Annotated in this window: 14 protein-coding genes; 2 read left to right on the forward strand and 12 right to left on the reverse strand. The window is 67.3% G+C overall.

Features of this window, described 5'->3' with window-relative positions; translation table 11 throughout:
- Positions 1-38: 38 nt before the first annotated feature.
- From ACWYRN_RS01255 to ACWYRN_RS01265, 3 genes are all read right to left on the reverse strand, one after another.
- Positions 39-440 carry an ASCH domain-containing protein gene (locus tag ACWYRN_RS01255; protein ID WP_488690752.1) on the reverse strand — a complete coding sequence of 134 codons (402 nt, stop codon included), beginning with the start codon at positions 438-440 and terminating at the stop codon, positions 39-41.
- Between the two features lie 14 nt (positions 441-454).
- Positions 455-1,063, reverse strand: a complete 609-nt coding sequence (locus ACWYRN_RS01260; protein ID WP_488690753.1) for a tetratricopeptide repeat protein — start codon at positions 1,061-1,063, stop codon at positions 455-457.
- 94 nt (positions 1,064-1,157) lie between these two features.
- On the reverse strand, positions 1,158-1,925 hold the full coding sequence (locus ACWYRN_RS01265) for a GIN domain-containing protein (RefSeq protein ID WP_488690755.1): 768 nt from the start codon (positions 1,923-1,925) through the stop codon (positions 1,158-1,160).
- A gap of 254 nt (positions 1,926-2,179) precedes the next feature.
- Here ACWYRN_RS01265 and ACWYRN_RS01270 point away from each other — a divergent pair, with 254 nt between their 5' ends.
- The gene (locus tag ACWYRN_RS01270) at positions 2,180-3,577 is read left to right on the forward strand and encodes a M16 family metallopeptidase (RefSeq protein WP_488690756.1); all 1,398 of its coding nucleotides are present in this window, start codon (positions 2,180-2,182) and stop codon (positions 3,575-3,577) included.
- 11 nt (positions 3,578-3,588) lie between these two features.
- Complete coding sequence (locus ACWYRN_RS01275; RefSeq protein ID WP_488690757.1) at positions 3,589-5,004, forward strand: M16 family metallopeptidase; 1,416 nt, start codon at positions 3,589-3,591, stop codon at positions 5,002-5,004.
- Positions 5,005-5,209: 205 nt separating this feature from the next.
- On the opposite strand, the gene ACWYRN_RS01280 is transcribed toward ACWYRN_RS01275, so the two are convergent.
- The 9 genes from ACWYRN_RS01280 to ACWYRN_RS01320 all read right to left on the reverse strand — a co-directional run bounded on the left by ACWYRN_RS01280 (position 5,210) and on the right by ACWYRN_RS01320 (position 15,715).
- Positions 5,210-6,745, reverse strand: a complete 1,536-nt coding sequence (locus tag ACWYRN_RS01280; RefSeq protein WP_488690758.1) for a BCCT family transporter — start codon at positions 6,743-6,745, stop codon at positions 5,210-5,212.
- A gap of 95 nt (positions 6,746-6,840) precedes the next feature.
- Positions 6,841-7,803, reverse strand: a complete 963-nt coding sequence (locus ACWYRN_RS01285) for a hypothetical protein (RefSeq protein WP_488690759.1) — start codon at positions 7,801-7,803, stop codon at positions 6,841-6,843.
- A gap of 606 nt (positions 7,804-8,409) precedes the next feature.
- Entirely contained in the window at positions 8,410-10,299 is a 1,890-nt protein-coding gene (locus ACWYRN_RS01290) for a hybrid sensor histidine kinase/response regulator (protein WP_488690761.1), read from the reverse strand.
- Positions 10,296-11,642 carry an ATP-binding protein gene (locus tag ACWYRN_RS01295; RefSeq protein ID WP_488690762.1) on the reverse strand — a complete coding sequence of 449 codons (1,347 nt, stop codon included), beginning with the start codon at positions 11,640-11,642 and terminating at the stop codon, positions 10,296-10,298. Before ACWYRN_RS01295 ends, ACWYRN_RS01290 begins: the two co-directional genes overlap by 4 nt.
- Complete coding sequence (locus ACWYRN_RS01300) at positions 11,639-12,670, reverse strand: ATP-binding SpoIIE family protein phosphatase (protein ID WP_488690764.1); 1,032 nt, start codon at positions 12,668-12,670, stop codon at positions 11,639-11,641. Before ACWYRN_RS01300 ends, ACWYRN_RS01295 begins: the two co-directional genes overlap by 4 nt.
- Complete coding sequence (locus tag ACWYRN_RS01305) at positions 12,658-13,119, reverse strand: anti-sigma regulatory factor (protein WP_488690765.1); 462 nt, start codon at positions 13,117-13,119, stop codon at positions 12,658-12,660. The genes ACWYRN_RS01300 and ACWYRN_RS01305 overlap by 13 nt, the downstream gene beginning before the upstream one ends.
- Positions 13,116-13,475 (reverse strand): STAS domain-containing protein, encoded by a 360-nt coding sequence (locus ACWYRN_RS01310; protein WP_488690767.1) that lies wholly within the window; start codon positions 13,473-13,475, stop codon positions 13,116-13,118. Before ACWYRN_RS01310 ends, ACWYRN_RS01305 begins: the two co-directional genes overlap by 4 nt.
- A 3-nt stretch (positions 13,476-13,478) precedes the next feature.
- Entirely contained in the window at positions 13,479-14,339 is an 861-nt protein-coding gene (locus ACWYRN_RS01315) for an STAS domain-containing protein (RefSeq protein ID WP_488690768.1), read from the reverse strand.
- A 170-nt stretch (positions 14,340-14,509) separates the two neighbouring features.
- Positions 14,510-15,715, reverse strand: coding sequence for a DUF1444 family protein (locus ACWYRN_RS01320; protein WP_488690769.1), 1,206 nt, complete (start codon positions 15,713-15,715; stop codon positions 14,510-14,512).
- Positions 15,716-15,862: the final 147 nt, after the last annotated feature.

The raw sequence follows: 15,862 nt of genomic DNA on the forward strand, positions 1-15,862 counted from the left end.
GTCGACTCCGGCGATACACGAAGCGAACGCCTTCTGTCTCAATCGAACGGCATCACGACGTCGACCAGTTCGAAATGCAGCGTCACCAGCTCGAAGTCGTCATGCAGCACCAGCGGTGCCAACGCCCGCACGTGGACTTCCCTGAATTCCCCGGCACTGGCAAAGGCCTCGCCGCGCCACACTTCTTCCGGCACGTCGCCGAAGCGGATGTTGTAGACCTTCGTTGCGCGAATGCGGCAGCGTAGCCGCTGCTGCTGGTCGTACACCTCGATCAGGTCGCCGGGCGCATAGCTGCCGTCCCCGTATTCGCCGTAGGGCCGGTAGTAGGCCTCGACCGTGTCGGCGGTGACGGTCTTGCGTCCGGCGATCACGCTGCGCGGCAGCGAATCGTCGTACTCGTCGGCGCCCCAGAAGGTCAGCCGCTTGCAGCGCATCGGCATGTTCCCTTCCGCGCTCATCCCCCACCCGTCTTCGACTGCCCCGGCAGGCTGGTGCCCACCTTCCAGGTGCGCGACAGCGCCTGCGCTTCCTCGATCTGCCCCTGGCTCATCTGCTTGGCCATGGCCGCGCGCTGGTTGATGGCGTTCTGGTTGCCGCTCGCGGCGGCGAGATTCATCAGCATGTAGGCGATCACCGGGTCGCCCGGCACGCCGGCCACGTGGTAGCGGTACATCAGCCCGAGCGCGTGCTGGGCTTCGGCATGGCCCTGCTCGGCCGCCTTGCGGAACCAGGTGACCGCGTGCTTCTGGTCCTGCGGCACGGCGTTGCCGGTGTAGTACATGGCGCCGACCACGTACTGGGCGTCGGCCTTGCCCTGCTGGGCTGCCTTGATGTGCCAGGCAAAGGCCTGCTTGTAGTCGCGCGTCACGCCGCGGCCCATGTAATACATCAGGCCCAGCAAATGCTGGGCATCGGGATTGCCGGCGCGCGCCAGCGGCGCGATCTCCTTCATCGCCAGCGCGTAGTTGCGCGCGTTGTACGCGCTCGCTCCCTCGGGAAAGCCCGCCTGCGCCGCCCCGTGCAGGCCGAGCGCGAGCAGGATCGCTACGGTAATTTTTTTCATCGTCTCGTGCGTGGAACCGGTCTTTGCCTACCTTGTTGTTCTCGCGGCGGCCGCTGCCGCCTTCCCACTTATTGCATCGCCTGTTCGAGCCCGCTTATCTCCAGCTGACCTTGCCCAGCCCGTCCACGCTCACCTTGCGGTTGAGCGGCTTGCCGTAGATCGTGGCCGAACCCATGCCGGACAGGTTCAGGTTCGCGCTGCCGTTCGCGGTAACGGTGGCATTGCCCAGGCCCGACAAATCGAGCGTCACGCTCTCGGCCGTGAACTGGCGCGCATCCAGGCCGCCCACGCCGCTCAGCTCGGCCCGCAGCAGGCGGCTGCGGCCGGCCAGCATCACATGGCCGGCGCCGTGCAGGTCGAGGTCGATGCGTTCGCTCTGCACACCGTCCAGTTGCATGCTGCCGACGCCGCCCAGGCTGGCGCTGATCAGGCGGTAGCGCACGTTCACGGTCATCGAACCGGCCCCGTCGAGCGCCAGCGCGAGTTCCTCGCCGCTGAAGCCGCTGATGTCGGTGGCACCCAGGCCTTCGGAACTCACTTCACGCAGCGTCGGCAGCACCAGCTCGGCGCGCACCGGGTCCTGCACCAGGCGCAGGCCGCGCCGGCCGCCGCCGCCGATGTTGATGGTGTCGCCGCGCTGCAGGATCGTCAGCCCGGCCAGCCAGCGCGGATCGCCGCTCAGGATCAGCATCGCCGGGCTGCCCTGGCGGATGCGCAGGTCGACCGCGCCGTCGAGCTGGACGCGGGCCACGCGCGCATCCACGCTGCGCGTTTCGCTGGCGGACTCGGGCGCGGCGCTGGCCAGGCGCACCAGCGCCAGCAGGCCGAGGGCCGTCACCGCCAATTTCAACAGCTTGTGCATGCAATCATCTCCATGTTGGATTCGTGTTTCGTGTTCTGGCAATATCGACACTATAGCGCGGCGGTGGCGGCCACCGGCCGGGAATGCGACAGACTGCACCAGGCGCGGACAGGACGCAGAACGGCGCCGTCTTTTTCGAACTACATGCATATGCAAAAGATTACTTTTTGGCATGACCATGCGTTAAGATGGGCTGCGCCGCGTCTGCCGCGGCTGTTTTTCGTCCCAGTCATCCTTTGAGGTCATCCATGCGCATGCGCCAACTCCCCGCCCTGCTGGCCGGGCTCGGCTTGTCGATGTCCGCCTTCGCGGCGAGCAGCGACAAGTGGGACCTGCCGGTCCATGTGAAGAAACTCGACAACGGCATGGTCGTCGTCGTCTCCGAAGACCACAGCTCGCCGACGGTCGGCGTCTCGGTCGTGTACCACGTCGGCATGCGTCTCGAGCCGAAGAACCGCACCGGCTTCGCCCACCTGTTCGAGCACCTGATGTTCCAGGGCACCCCGAATGCGCCGAAGGGCGTGTTCGACAAGACCATCACCGGCGGCGGCGGGCGCAACAACGGCTCGACCCGACCCGACTTCACCAACTACATCGAGACCGCGCCGGTGTCCTCGCTCGAGCCCATCCTGTGGCTGGAGGCGGACCGCATGAAGACGCTCGACTTCAACGAAAAGACGCTGAAGAACCAGCAGGACGTGGTCAAGGAAGAGATCCGCGTCAACGTGAAGAACCAGCCTTACGGCGGCTTCATGTGGATCGACATCAGCCAGCACGCCTTCCAGAAGTGGGAAAACAACCACGACGGCTACGGCAGCTTCCAGGACCTGGAAGGCGCCAGCCTGGACGACGTGCGCGCCTTCCACCGCGACTACTACGGCCCGAACAACGCCGTGCTGGCGATCTCCGGCGACGTCACGCCGGACCAGGGTTTCGCGCTGGCGCAGAAGTACTTCGGCGGCATTGCGGCGCGCCCGACGCCGAAGAGCGGCGACTTTACCGAGCCGCTGAACAAGGCGGAAAAACGCGTTGAGCAGACCGATGCGTTGGCGCAGGTGCCGGCGATTGCCGCCGCCTGGAAGATTCCCGAGCGCGGCAGCCGCGACCAGGCGCCGATGGCGGTGCTGGCCGAACTGCTGGCCGGCGGCGACGCCTCGCGCCTGTACCAGGGCCTGGTGAAGGGCCGCGAGATCGCGCTGAACGTCGATTCGCTGTTCGGCCTGGTCGACCCCTGGACCTACGACGGCCCGACGCTGCTGACCGTGTTCGCGCTGTACAAGCCGACCAGCAATGCCGATGCGGTGCTCACCGCCATCGACGAGGAAGTGGCGCGCATTGCCAAGGAAGGCGCCGACGAAGCGACGCTCATGCGCGTCAAGACCCGCATGCTGGCCGACTGGAACAACTCGCTCGAGTCCTTCATCAACCGCGCCGACACCCTGGCCAAGCTGCAGACCCTGTGGGGCGATGCACATGTCGTCAACAAGATCCCGGGCTGGATCGAGGGCGTGACTTCCGAAGATTTGAAACGCGTTGCCGCCACCTACCTGGTGAAGAACAACCGCACCGTCATTGACCGCAAGCCCGTCGCAAAAGAAGCGGCACCCGCCCCTGCCCCTACGCCTGCCCCCGCGGCTGGCGCCAAGAACTGAGGAGCGCATCGATGAAAAAACTGATGCTGACACTGGCCGTCGCGATGGCCATTACCCCGGCAGCCTTTGCTGCCGATGCCCCGGCGGCGAAACCGTCGCCGATGCCGGCCTACGGCAAGGACAAGCCGATCCCGACGCCGAAGATCGCCAAGAAGACGCTGGCCAACGGCATGACCGTCTGGGTCGTGCCGCGCGACGGCCTGCCGCGCGTCGACTTCGTGCTGGCCGTGCGCGGCGCCGGCCTCGCCGCCGACGACAAGGCGCATCCGGGCTTTGCCAGCCTGCTGGCCGGCATGCTCAACGAAGGCACAGCAAAACGCGACTCGCGCGCGATCGCCGAAGCGGCCCAGGGCATGGGCGGTTCGGTTGCCGCCAGCCCGGCGAACGACGGTATCCTGGTCTCGGCCAACGCCCTCACTTCGCACGCGGCCGACATGATGTCGTTGCTGGCCGAAGTCACGCGCGCGCCTTCCTTCCCGGCCAAGGAAGTCGACCTGGCCAAGGCCAACGCCCTGCAGGCGCTGCGCGTATCGGAAACCACGCCGCGCTTCCGCGCCGAGCGCGCCATCAACCAGGCCATCTATGGCGAGCACCCTTACGGCCACACCGAGCCGACCGTCGATTCCATCACCTCGGTCACCCAGGACATGCTGCGCGCCGAGCACGCGAAGCGCTTCCGCCCCGACCGCGCGCTGCTGGTGATCACCGGCCGCCTGGATGAAGCCGAGGCCATGAAGCTGGCCCAGGCCGCCTTCGGCGACTGGAAGGCGCAAGGCCCGGCCCTGGCCGAGACGGCGCCCGCCCCCGTCAACGCCAAGCCGGCGCGCATCCTGCTCCAGCGCGGCGGCAGCGTGCAGTCAACGATCCGCATCGGCGGCCCCGGCATCGCCGCCAGCGCGGGTGATCAGGTGCCGCTGCGCCTGGCCAGCACCATCCTCGGCGGCGGCTTCTCGAGCCGCGTGAACATCAACCTGCGCGAGGAAAAGGGCTATACCTATGGCGCCTCGGCCGGCGCGCGCATGAGCCGCGCGGGCGGCGCCATCGTCGGCGGCGCCGACGTGCGCAACGAAGTCACGGGCGCCGCGCTGACTGAATACTTCAACGAGTACAAGCGCATCGGCAGCGAGGCCGTGCCGGCCGACGAAATGACGATGAACAAGCGCTACGTCGCCGGCGGCTATTTGATCAGCAACCAGCTGCAACGCGCCGTGGCCGCCACCCTGGCCCAGAACTGGCTGGTCGGCCTGCCGCCGGAATTCCTCGGCCAGTACGTGCCGCTGATCGAGAAGGTGACGCCGGCCCAGGTGCGCGCGGTTTCGGCCAAGTATTTCGCGCCAGAGAAGCAGTCGATCGTGGTGGTCGGCGACCCGGCCGCGGTGGGCGAGCAGCTGAAGCAGTTCGGCAAGTTCACCGTGACCGACAAGTAAGGACGTTTTTGTCCGCATGTCGGATGGATGCAGCGCCCGCCTCGTGCGGGCGTTTTTCATGGTGCGGTCTGCATGGACACGAAAGACCGCGTGGGCACCAGTGCCTGCGCGGCCCGGCCCACCCTACAACGGCCGGGTTTCTTAGGGTGGACACCTGTGTCCACGCGGTATGACACCGCCGATCATGCGCGGCGCCGAACAACATTCACGACTCCTTCGACGACTCCTTCGCCGCCCATTCCCTCACCTTCTTGCGCAAGGCCTTTTCCTTGCGCTCGAGCTGGCGCTGGTCGTGCTGCATGGTGCGCCACAGCGACCACACCATCAGCACGATCACCAGCGCGAACGGCAGCGCAAACACGATGGTCGCCGTCTGCACGCCTTTCAGCCCGCCGGCTAGCAGCATGCTGATCGCGATCCCCGCCACCAGCACGCCCCACACGATCTTCACCCGCGGCGCCGGGTTAGGATTGCCGCCGGAACTCATCATGCCCAGCACCAGCACCGCCGAATCGCCCGATGTCACAAAGAACACCAGCACCAGCACGGTCGCCACCACCGACATCACGGTCCCGAACGGCAGCGCATCGAACAGGGTGAACAGCGCGGTCGAGGCGTCGGTTTTCACCGCTTCGCTCAGCGGCACGTGCTGCCAGATCTCCATGAACAGCGCGGTGCCGCCGAAGATCGAGAACCACACGAAGCCGGCCAGCGACGGCGCCAGCACGGTGCCGATGATGAATTCGCGGATGGTGCGCCCGCGCGAGACGCGCGCGATGAACAGGCCCACGAACGGCGACCACGCGATCCACCAGGCCCAGTAGAACACGGTCCAGGCGCCGACCCAGTTACTGTCGCGGAAAGGCGTGGCGCGCAGGCTCATGCGCACCAGTTCGCTCAGGTAGCTGCCCAGCGTGGTGCCGAAGGTGTCGACGATCGCCACCGTCGGCCCCACCAGGAACACCGCCAGCGCCAGCAGCCCTGCCAGCCCCATGTTGAAGTTCGACAGGTACTTGATGCCGCGGTCGACGCCGCTCACGGCCGAGGTCACGAACAGCATGGTGGTAATCACGATGATCGCCACCTGCGACAGCGGCGTCGTGTCGATCCCGAACACGGCCGCCAGGCCGCTGTTGATCTGCAGCGCGCCCATGCCCAGCGAGGCCGCCACGCCGAAGGCGGTGGCCACCGTCGCCAGCCCGTTGAAGGCGCCGGCAAAGCGGCGCAGCGGCGCCCAGGGCAGCGCGCGGATCGATTCGCTGATCAGCGCGGCGCGGCCGTGGCGGTACTGGAAGTAGGCGATCGCCAGCGCCACGATGCTGTACACCGCCCACGGGTGCAGGCCCCAGTGGAAGAAGGCGTAGCGCATCGCCGCCCCCGCCGCCTCGGGCGTGGCCGCCGTCAGGCCCGGCGGCGCGGTGGTGAAGTGCGAGATCGGCTCGGCCACGCCCCAGAACACCAGGCCGATGCCCATGCCGGCGGCGAACAGCATCGAGAACCAGGTGGCGTTCGAGAACTCGGGCTCTTCGTCGTCGTCGCCGAGCTTCAGGTTGCCGTAGCGGCTAAAGGCGAGGAAGCCCGCGAACAGCACCAGGCCGAGCACCAGCCACAGGTAGAACCAGCCGAAATTGCGCGTGATGGAGGCCAGCAGCAGGTCGAACAGGGCCGCCATGCTGGCCGGGGAAAAGATCCCCCAGAGGACGATGAGGAAGATGAAACCGGTTGTGAGGAGTAACTGCATGCGAAGGAGTCGGCACCGAAGCCTTGACAGAAGATTATCACATCCTACGCCTTTCGTGCCTGACTGTCAGTTGCAGCGCGCCAGCCGTGCGCGCCTCAGTGGCGCAGCGCAATGCCGGGTTTGCGCCGCAGCGCGCTGAGCACCTCGCGCACCGGCAGGTGCCAGTTCAGTTCCGTGTTCGTGTGGTGCCAGGCATTGCGCGGCCGGTACTCGACGCTGATCGCCATGTTCGAATTCATCTCCCCGAACCAGTCGACCTCGCCCATCACGTCGATGATGTTGCGGTAGCGCGGCGGCATGGCGATCGCCGCCGAGATCGTGACGATGGCCAGGTCGCCCAGCTCGTCGTCGCGGTGCTCGTCGTGCAGTGCGTACAGCGCTTCCGAGATCACCAGGTTGCCCTTCGAATGCCCGGTCAGCAGGCCAAAGCGAAAGCGGCGGTCGGTCAGCAGCTGGCACAGCGTGCGCGTGTCGAGGCTGGCGCGCGCCATGTTCATCGGCTCGGCCGGCCAGCTCATCTCGAAGCGGTTGCCGCGCGCCAGGTCGTCGATCTGCTCGTACAGGTGGCGCATGCGGTTCAGGGCGCCGAACCAGAACCAGCCGCCGAGCGCCTCGGTCATCATGTCGGCCAGGCCGTAGCCCGACACCAGCGCCGCCACCGGCTCGCCGAAGGCATCGGCCACGTTGCGCGCAAAGGCCGCCGTGCCCAGCGCCGAACTGCCGACGCCGGCCACCGCGAGGATGCGGGTATGGATGCCGCCTTTCGCCGCGAATGCATCGATGTCGGCGCACTTGGTCAGCGCGCCGTCGCCGGACGGCGGCACGATCAGCAGCGCGCCTTCGCGCGCCGGCCACGGCGCCACCTCGGCCGCCTCGTCCGGCGTGACCACGCCGACGTCGTAGAATATCGCATCGAGCACGGCGTTGCGGCGCCGGTAGCCCTCGAGCGTCGCCTCGCGCAGCGGCGCCTTTGCCTGCACCACCTCGGTCGCCGTATTGCGTTTCAACTGGACGGACGCCAGCACCAACGGCGTACTGTTCCTGTTCTCCTCAGCCATGACCGACCTCCCATCGGGCATGCGGACCGCACGCGATGCGCGGCCCTACCCGCGTAAGAGAGCATGTGCGGCGCAAAGTTCACCGTCGGGGCAGCATGAGCTGCCTGCTGGCTTGCGTGAACCTGCAGCGTCGACCGTACGGTGGGCACTCCGTGCCCACGCGGAAAGTCGCCCAGTGTTGGCCAGGTTTGAATGTGGTGGCCCGCCCCGAGACACTGTGTCTGAATGAAGGCACTGCGGCTTTAACAAGGCCAACATGACGCACCGTTCCGCGTGGGCACAGCGTGCCCACCGTACGGTTACGGCCGCAGGCCGGAGACGATCCGATCACGGCCGCAGGCCGGAGACGATTCGATCACGGCCGCAGGCCGGAGACGATCCGATCACGGCCGCAGGCCGAAAACGATTCGATCACGGCCGCAGGCCGGAGACGATCCGATCACGGCCGCAGGCCGAAAACGATTCGATCACGGCCGCAGGCCGGAGAGGATCCGATCACGGCCGCAGGCCGAAAACGATTCGATCACGGCCGCAGGCCGCAGACGATTCGGTCACGGCCGCAGGCCGGAAACTATTCGACCACGGCGCAAGCCGATGGCGATCGCCCTAACCGCGCAGCGCCTTCTCCAGATCGTCCAGCTCCGCCGGCTTGACCAGATGCGCATCGAACCCGGCCTCCTGCGCCTTCCTCCGGTCCTCGGGCGAGCCGTAGCCCGTGTGCGCCACCAGCCGCGTATGCTTGAGCTCCGGATGCGCCTTAATCATGCGCGCCAGTTCATAGCCGTCGGCGCCGGGCAGGCCGATATCGAGCACCATCACCTGCGGCTGGTGTTCCAGCGCCAGCGGCACGATCTGGCTGGCGTCGTGGGTGGTCCAGGCCTGGTGGCCCATCTCGGCCAGCAGGAAGCCCATCATTTCCATGGCGTCGATGTTGTCGTCCACCAGCAGCACGCGCAGGCCGCCGGCCGGCGCCGCGGCGGCTTGCTGGGCCGCCTGGTCGGCCGCGGCCCCGGTCACGCGCAGCACCGGCAGCTCCACGGTAAACGTGGACCCCATGCCGATGCCCGGGCTCTCGGCGCGCAGCTGGCCGCCGTGCATCTCGAGCAGGCGCGAGACCAGCGACAGGCCGATGCCCAGGCCTTCCGGCGCGCGGTCCGGCGGTACCGCCGCCTGGGCGAACATGCCGAAGATGCGCGGCAGGCTGTCGGCGTCGATGCCGATGCCGTTGTCGATCACGGCAATGCGCACATGGTCGCCGTCGACCTTTACCTCCAGGCGAATCCGGCCGCCCTTGGGCGTGAACTTGGCGGCGTTGTGCAGCAGGTTGCCCATCGATTGCGCCAGGCGCACCGGGTCGCCCGCCACCCACACCTGGCCGTCGGGCTGCTGCACGTCGAGCTGGTGCTCGCGCGCCGCGATCAGTGGGCCGGCGGTCTCGATGGCCTGGGCAATCACCGCACCGAGGTTGACTTCCTCGCGGCGCAGCACGATCTTGCCTTCCGAGATGCGGGCGACGTCGAGCAGGTCGTCGACCAGGTGCGCCAGGTGGTCGACCTGGCGCAGGATGACTTCGCGCGCGTGCGCCTGGCGCTCCGAGGCGTTTTCGCCGGCGATGCCGAGCAGCGTGGCGGCATTCCGGATCGGGCTCAGGGGATTGCGCAGCTCGTGCGCCAGCGTGGCCAGGAACTGGTTCTTGTTGGCGTCGGCCGCGCGCAGCAGCGCTTCCATTTCCTTGCGCGCGCTGATGTCGCTGGTCACGCGCGCCACGCGGTAGACCTCGCCGCGCGCATTCCTCACCGCGAACACGCGGTCGCGTACCCAGCGCGTGACGCCATCGGGCAGCTGCAGGCGGAATTCCTCGTCATAGTAGGGTTGCGTCGCCAGCGCCGCCCAGCGCCCGGCCAGGCGCGCGCGGTCTTCGCCGTGCACGGCTTCCAGCCAGCTGCCGTGCTTGTTACGCAGCGACTCGGTGCTGCGGCCGAAGATGGTGGCATACGCCGGGCTCACATAGGCCAGCACGCCGTCCGGCGCCGAGAACATCCAGAATACGTCTTCGATGTTGTCGGTCAGCTGGCGAAATCGCTCCTCGCTCTCGCGCAGCTCGTCCTGGGTCTGGCGCATGCGCAGCAGCGCATTCACGTTGGCGATCAGCTCGTCGGCCTCGATCGGCGCGGCCAGGTAGTTGTCGGCGCCGCCTTCCAGGCCGCGGATCTTGTCGGCGCGGCCGGTCAGCGCGGCCGAGGTCTGCAGCACCAGCACGCAGTTGGTGTCGGGGTCGGCCTTGATGCGGCGGCAGACCTCGATGCCGTTGATGTCGGGGAGCTTGACGTCGAGCAGCACCAGCGCCGGGTCTTCTTCGCGCACCATCGCCAGCGCGTCGGTGCCGTTGGCCGCTTCCATGACGCGGAAGCCCGCGCTTTGCAGGATGCGGGTCTTGGCGTAGCGGGCGCCGTCGTTGTCGTCGACGTTGAGGATGAGTGTCTGGTTCGCGGTCATGATTCGGTGTCGTCTGCGCTGCCGATCAGCGCGGCAGGAAAGCGGCGCGGCAGCGTGAGGGTGAAGGTCGAGCCGACGCCGGTCCGGCTGACCACGTCGACGCGCCCGCCGAGCAGGTCGGCCAGGCGCCGGCACAGCGGCAGGCCGAGGCCGGTGCCCTTGATGCGGCGCTGCAGCGGGTGCTCGACCTGGGCGAATTCTTCGAAAATCAGTTGCAGGTGGTCGGGCGCGATGCCGATGCCGGTGTCGGTCACGGCAAACACGATGTCATCGGTGTCGGCCTCATACGAAGCCGTCACGCGTACCGAACCCTGCTCGGTGAACTTCAGCGCGTTCGAGATGAAGTTGCGCAGGATCTGGGAAATCTTGCCTTCGTCGGACTCGAAGGCTTCCTCCACGCCGCCGTTGTCGAACACCAGTTCCACGCGCTCGGACGTCACCAGCGGACGCAGCATGCCCTTCAGGGCGCGGAACAGGTTGTCCACGACCACCGGCGCCAGGTGGGTCTCGACCTTGCCGGCCTCGATCTTGGCCAGGTCGAGCAAGTCGTTCACCAGCTCCGACAAATCGGTGGCGGCGTTCTCGATGAAGCGCACCTGCCGCTCCTGCTCCGGCGTCAGGTCGCCGTCCATGCGGTCGAGCAGGAGTTTTGAGAGCGCGCGGATCGAGGACAGCGGCGTGCGCAGTTCATGGCTGGTGTTCGACAGGAAGCGCGACTTCATTTCGTCGGCCTTGCGCAGGCGCTCGGCCTTGTCCTCGATCTCGGCGTACAGCGCGACGATGCCGCGGTTGGTGTCTTCGAGTTCGCGCGTCAGCGACAGCAGGTCTTCCTGACGCTCGCGCAGTTCGGCCAGGGTTTCGACCAGTTCGCGGTTCTGCTGCTGCACTTCCTGCCAGGTATTGGGCGTGGGCGCGGCCGCCAGTTCGGCGCCGATCTGGGCCAGGCGCGCGCTGTTCAGCGGCGGCTGCGGCGGCAAGGCCTTGCGCATCACCACCGCCGTCGTGCCGGCGCCGTCGGCGATCTCGCAGGCGTCCATCAGGCGGTGCGCGGTGACGATCGCCGGGTCGCCGGCCAGGCTGGCCTCGACGCTGCCGAGATGGGCGCCGGCGTTGATGCTCACTTCGAGCTGCTGGGCGCCGCGCCCCTCGGCCAGGCAAAACACGGCGCGCGCGCCGGGGCCGCCGAGCGAGGCGGCGCGCGCCACTTCGGAGACGGCGGTGGCGATGCGCACCTGGTCCTGTTTCGAGAAGCCGAGCAGGTGCGAGACCTGGCGCGCACGCTGGCGCACTAGCACCACGTCCTGGTCGCTCTCCAGGGCCACGTTCAGGATACGCTGGCTCATGAATGGTCTTCCCTTCTGCGCACCACCAGCACCATGGCGTCGTCGCGGCGGCGGATGTAGTCGCGCATCAGCACTGCCGCGATCAGCGCCGGGCTGTGCCCGAGCAGGCCCGGGTATCGATCGAGGTCCCACTGGGTCTGGATGCCGTCCGAATGCATGATCACCAGGGCGCCCGGCGGGCAAGGCACGCTGAACTCCTGCACCTTGCGCACGTTGTGGCCGACGATGCCGTTGTGCGAGATGAGCGCGCGCCGCGCTTCGCCATCGATCACGTAGGCGCCGATGTTGCCGATGCCGGCAAAGCGCAGGGTGTCGCTCTCGAAATCGATGCGCGCCGCTGCCAGCGCCGCGCCGCGCGTGATGCGCAGCGCCTGGTGGGAGGCGTCGACCAGCTGCGCCGGCTCCGACGCCGGGCGGTGCTGCAGTTCGGCGATGGCGGCGTGCGCCGCCGTCGCCGCTTCCGGCCCGTGGCCGAGGCCATCGGCGGCGAGCAGGGTCGCCCCCGCGCCGTCGCAGGCCACGCCCCAGCCGTCGCCGCAGGCATCCTCGCCGGCCAGCGGCACGCTCAGGGCGCCGACTTCGACCCGGCACAGGCCGGGCGCCGCCTCGTCGCGCCACAGCCGCATGAAGAACAGCGCGCCCTGCCCGGGGCAGGAGTACACGTCGAATTCGCTGGCCAGGCGGCGCAGCGCGCCCAGGCCCGTGCCCGCGGTGCCGGCGGTGGACATGCCGTCGCGCAGGCAGGCGTCGAGATCGACGATGCCGGGGCCGTTGTCGACCGCCAGCACATCGATCCCGGGCACGCCTTCGGCCTGGGCCAGGTTCAGGTAAATGGTGCCCTCTTGCGCATGCTTGAGGAGATTGGTGCCGGCTTCGGTGACGATCAGCGCCAGCTGGCCGGCGCGGGTTTCGTTGAAACCAAGGTCGACCGCCAGCCGCTGCCCGGCGCGGCGCGCGGCGGCGATGTCGCTGGCATGGGTGATGGCAAACGACAGCTGGGTATCCAGCGACGAAATCAGCGTTTCCATTTCACGACCGCGACCGCGGTGCCCTCTCCCACGCGGGTGTCGATCTCGAACTCGTCGACCAGGCGCTTCGAGCCGCTCAGGCCCAGGCCCAGGCCGCCGCCGGTGGTATAGCCGTCGCGCAGCGCCAGGTCCAGGTCGGGGATGCCGGGCCCGTTGTCGACGAACAGCAGGCCGATGCCGTTGCGGAAACCGTCGGCCAGCTTGTCGAGGTGGCAGGCGCCGCCGCCGCCGTACTTGATGGTGTTGCGTCCGAGCTCGCTGGCGGCGGTGACCAGCTTGGTCTGGTCGACCAGCGACAGGCCGATGGCAACTGCGCGCTCGCGCACCTGCTTGCGCAGGCCGACCACGTCCTCGTCGCCGCGCAGCGGCAGCGTGACACGGTCGACGCGCAGCCGGGCGTTCAGCTCCAGCAGCCCGGTATCGAATTCAACTGCGGTTGCAGCATTCATCTAGTCAGGTTCTTTCCGAGCAGGGCCATGCCCTTTTCGACGTTCAGCGCCGTCTTGACTCCATGCAGGGTCAGGCCCAGCTCCACCAGGGTGATCGCGACGGCCGGCTGCATGCCGACCACCACGGTCTGGGCATCGAGCACGCGCGCCATCGCCGCCGTATTGCTGATCATACGCCCGATGAAGGAGTCGACCAGGTCCAGCGCCGAAATATCGATCAGCACGCCCTTGGCGCTGTCGCGCACGATGCGCTCGGTCAGGTCGTCCTGCAGGGTCATGGCCAGGCGGTCGTGCATGTCGACCTGGATGGTGACCAGCAGCAGGTCGCCCATCCGCAGAATTGGAATGCGTTCCATCGTTTATGCCTTGGCAACCAGCGCGGTACCGGTGCGCTCCAGCGCCACCACGAAGGCGTCGGCCAGGGTGGCCTTGGTCATCACGTCTTCCAGGTTCACGCCCAGGTGCACGATGGTCTGTGCGATCTGCGGGCGGATGCCGCTGATGATGCAGTCGGCGCCCATCAGGCGCGCAGCGGCGATGGTCTTCATCAGGTGCTGGGCGACCAGGGTGTCGACGGTCGGCACGCCGGTGATGTCGATGATGGCGATAATGGCGCCGGTGTCGACGATCTTTTGCAGGATGTTTTCCATCACCACCTGGGTACGCGCCGAGTCCAGGGTGCCGATCAGCGGCAGCGCCAAGATGCCGTTCCACAGCTTCACGACCGGGGTCGACAGCTCCAGCAGTTCCTGCTGCTGGCGCACGATGATCTGGTCTTTCGCCTTCTGGAAGACTTCGATGGTGTACAGGCCGAGCTTGTCGAGCAGGCTGCTGACCGACCACGAGGCGGCGGCCAGGGCTTCCGGCTCGCCTGTGAAGCCGGCGGTCATCTGGGCGAAGATCGGCTGCTTCAGCGAGAAGACAAACGTGGCGGTTTCGCTCGGGGTCGAACCCGACTTGGCGCGGCTGGACGAAATCTCGGCCAGCAGGTCGCGCACTTCATCCCACGAACGGTGGTCGACGTTTTCCAGTTCGCCGGCGCGGGTGGCGGCAGCGAATGCAGCCAGGAACTGCTGGCAGTGGCCGCGCAGTTGCGCCTTCGAGCTGGCAGTGCCGCGCACGGTCAGCGCCTCGAGCTGCGCAATCCATTGCGAGCCGATCTCGGCTTCGTGTTCCTGGATGAGCTGGCTGATGCGGGCGGCGTTGTCCTTCGTGGTCATCTCTTCGTCCTTGGTCGGTTTTTTGGAGTATTGGTCCGGGTCGTGTGCGCCGGTTGGACGCACCGCTCCCATGATTGGAAAAATGGCCAACTATAACACCTATTCAACTTTCACCACGGCACGCTTGTGCATACGAAAAGCGCGGAGATACACAATTGACAGGCTGTTTTTTATTCCGTGGCAAGCGCGCTCAGGGTGGCTTCATCGGGGAAAGCGGTGACGCGCCAGCGCGGCAACTGGAACCCCTCCTGGCGCACCATCAGGTGGCCGGCGGCGGCAACCAGGTCGGCCCAGGCCACGTTCCAGCGCCGCCCTTCCCGGCCCGGCTCGTCGGGGTAGCCGAGGACGATGCGGTCGGTCTCGGGCAGCAGCGCCTCGACGCCGGCGGTCCAGGTCGACACACTGAAGATGCGCTCGCCCTCGCCTTTCACCAGCATGTAGGTGGCGACGAAGACATCGGTTCCGTCCTTCTCGTAGCGCTGGTCGAGCAGGGTTTTCTGCTCGGCGTAGTCTTCCTGCAGCGCCATGCGCCGCAGGTCGGCCAGCTTGCGCGCCACCTCCTCGTCGGCCGGCAGATACCGGACCGCCTTGCCGTCGACGTACTCGTACATCAGGGTCGACACGCGCCGCCCTTCGGTCTGGATCGCCGACTGCGCGTAGGTCACCAGGGTCAGCAGGTCTTCGCGGTCGTGCGAGGCCGACAGCAGCATGCGCCCGCGCGTCGGGATCATCACGATCGGATGCTGGCCGGCCACGCGGTGCACCAGGTCGGGCAGCAGGATGCGCGAGGAATCGTAGGCGTCGTTCCAGTCGCTGGCGTACAGGTTGGCGCCCAGCTGGATGAATTGCTCGGCCGCCAGGTCGCGCAAATTGTCGAGGGCGATGGCGTTGGCGGCTTCCTTCGTCACGCCCCATTTGTCGAGCTGGCTGGTGTCGAGGATGCGGGTCAGGTGCTCGGTGTCCCAGGCCAGCAGCATCACAGTGTCGAGGCTGAAGTCGCTTGCTGCGAAGCCGGTGTTCAGAGCGGCGTCGGCTATCGGGCCGAGCTGGGCGGCCTGGAGGAAGGCGCCGGTGCGCAGCACAGGCAGCAGCTTGCGCTTTGCGCCCTCGAAGGTGTCCGGGATATCGGCCTGGACGAACAGGTTCGAATACTTGTCGACCACGGCGCGGCGGCCGGCGCGCGAGGCCTGGCAATAGTCGTGGTAGAAGTTGTGCAGGTTGACGGCGCCGCCTTCGGCGCCCGGCATCAGGATGCGGAAGTTGGGGGCGTCGAATTCCATCGGGCCCTGAAAACCGCGCTCCCTGGCGGCCTGCATGGCGATCTGCGCAAATTTTTCAGGTGAGGGCTTGCGGAAGAAAAGGTCGAGGATTCCCACGGTGTGCTCCGAGATGGCGATAGCTCGGCAGTGTAGAGGGACGGGAGCATGGCGTCCATTGATCAATCGTGTGTGCTCAGCTCCGAACCATTCGCAAGGCTGCGGGTTCCGGATCAATCGCGCTGCAACCCGTACGGTGGGCACCCC

The sequence above is a fragment of the Massilia sp. BAP21 genome (genome assembly GCF_057801335.1).

Excerpts from the sequence above, each read along its gene's own strand:
- ACWYRN_RS01255 (WP_488690752.1), bottom strand. The coding sequence starts at position 440 with ATGCCGATGCGCTGCAAGCGGCTGACCTTCTGGGGCGCCGACGAGTAC.
- ACWYRN_RS01260 (WP_488690753.1), bottom strand. The coding sequence starts at position 1,063 with ATGAAAAAAATTACCGTAGCGATCCTGCTCGCGCTCGGCCTGCACGGG.
- ACWYRN_RS01265 (WP_488690755.1), bottom strand. The coding sequence starts at position 1,925 with ATGCACAAGCTGTTGAAATTGGCGGTGACGGCCCTCGGCCTGCTGGCG.
- ACWYRN_RS01270 (WP_488690756.1), top strand. The coding sequence starts at position 2,180 with ATGCGCCAACTCCCCGCCCTGCTGGCCGGGCTCGGCTTGTCGATGTCC.
- ACWYRN_RS01275 (WP_488690757.1), top strand. The coding sequence starts at position 3,589 with ATGAAAAAACTGATGCTGACACTGGCCGTCGCGATGGCCATTACCCCG.
- ACWYRN_RS01280 (WP_488690758.1), bottom strand. The coding sequence starts at position 6,745 with ATGCAGTTACTCCTCACAACCGGTTTCATCTTCCTCATCGTCCTCTGG.
- ACWYRN_RS01285 (WP_488690759.1), bottom strand. The coding sequence starts at position 7,803 with ATGGCTGAGGAGAACAGGAACAGTACGCCGTTGGTGCTGGCGTCCGTC.
- ACWYRN_RS01290 (WP_488690761.1), bottom strand. The coding sequence starts at position 10,299 with ATGACCGCGAACCAGACACTCATCCTCAACGTCGACGACAACGACGGC.
- ACWYRN_RS01295 (WP_488690762.1), bottom strand. The coding sequence starts at position 11,642 with ATGAGCCAGCGTATCCTGAACGTGGCCCTGGAGAGCGACCAGGACGTG.
- ACWYRN_RS01300 (WP_488690764.1), bottom strand. The coding sequence starts at position 12,670 with ATGGAAACGCTGATTTCGTCGCTGGATACCCAGCTGTCGTTTGCCATC.
- ACWYRN_RS01305 (WP_488690765.1), bottom strand. The coding sequence starts at position 13,119 with ATGAATGCTGCAACCGCAGTTGAATTCGATACCGGGCTGCTGGAGCTG.
- ACWYRN_RS01310 (WP_488690767.1), bottom strand. The coding sequence starts at position 13,475 with ATGGAACGCATTCCAATTCTGCGGATGGGCGACCTGCTGCTGGTCACC.
- ACWYRN_RS01315 (WP_488690768.1), bottom strand. The coding sequence starts at position 14,339 with ATGACCACGAAGGACAACGCCGCCCGCATCAGCCAGCTCATCCAGGAA.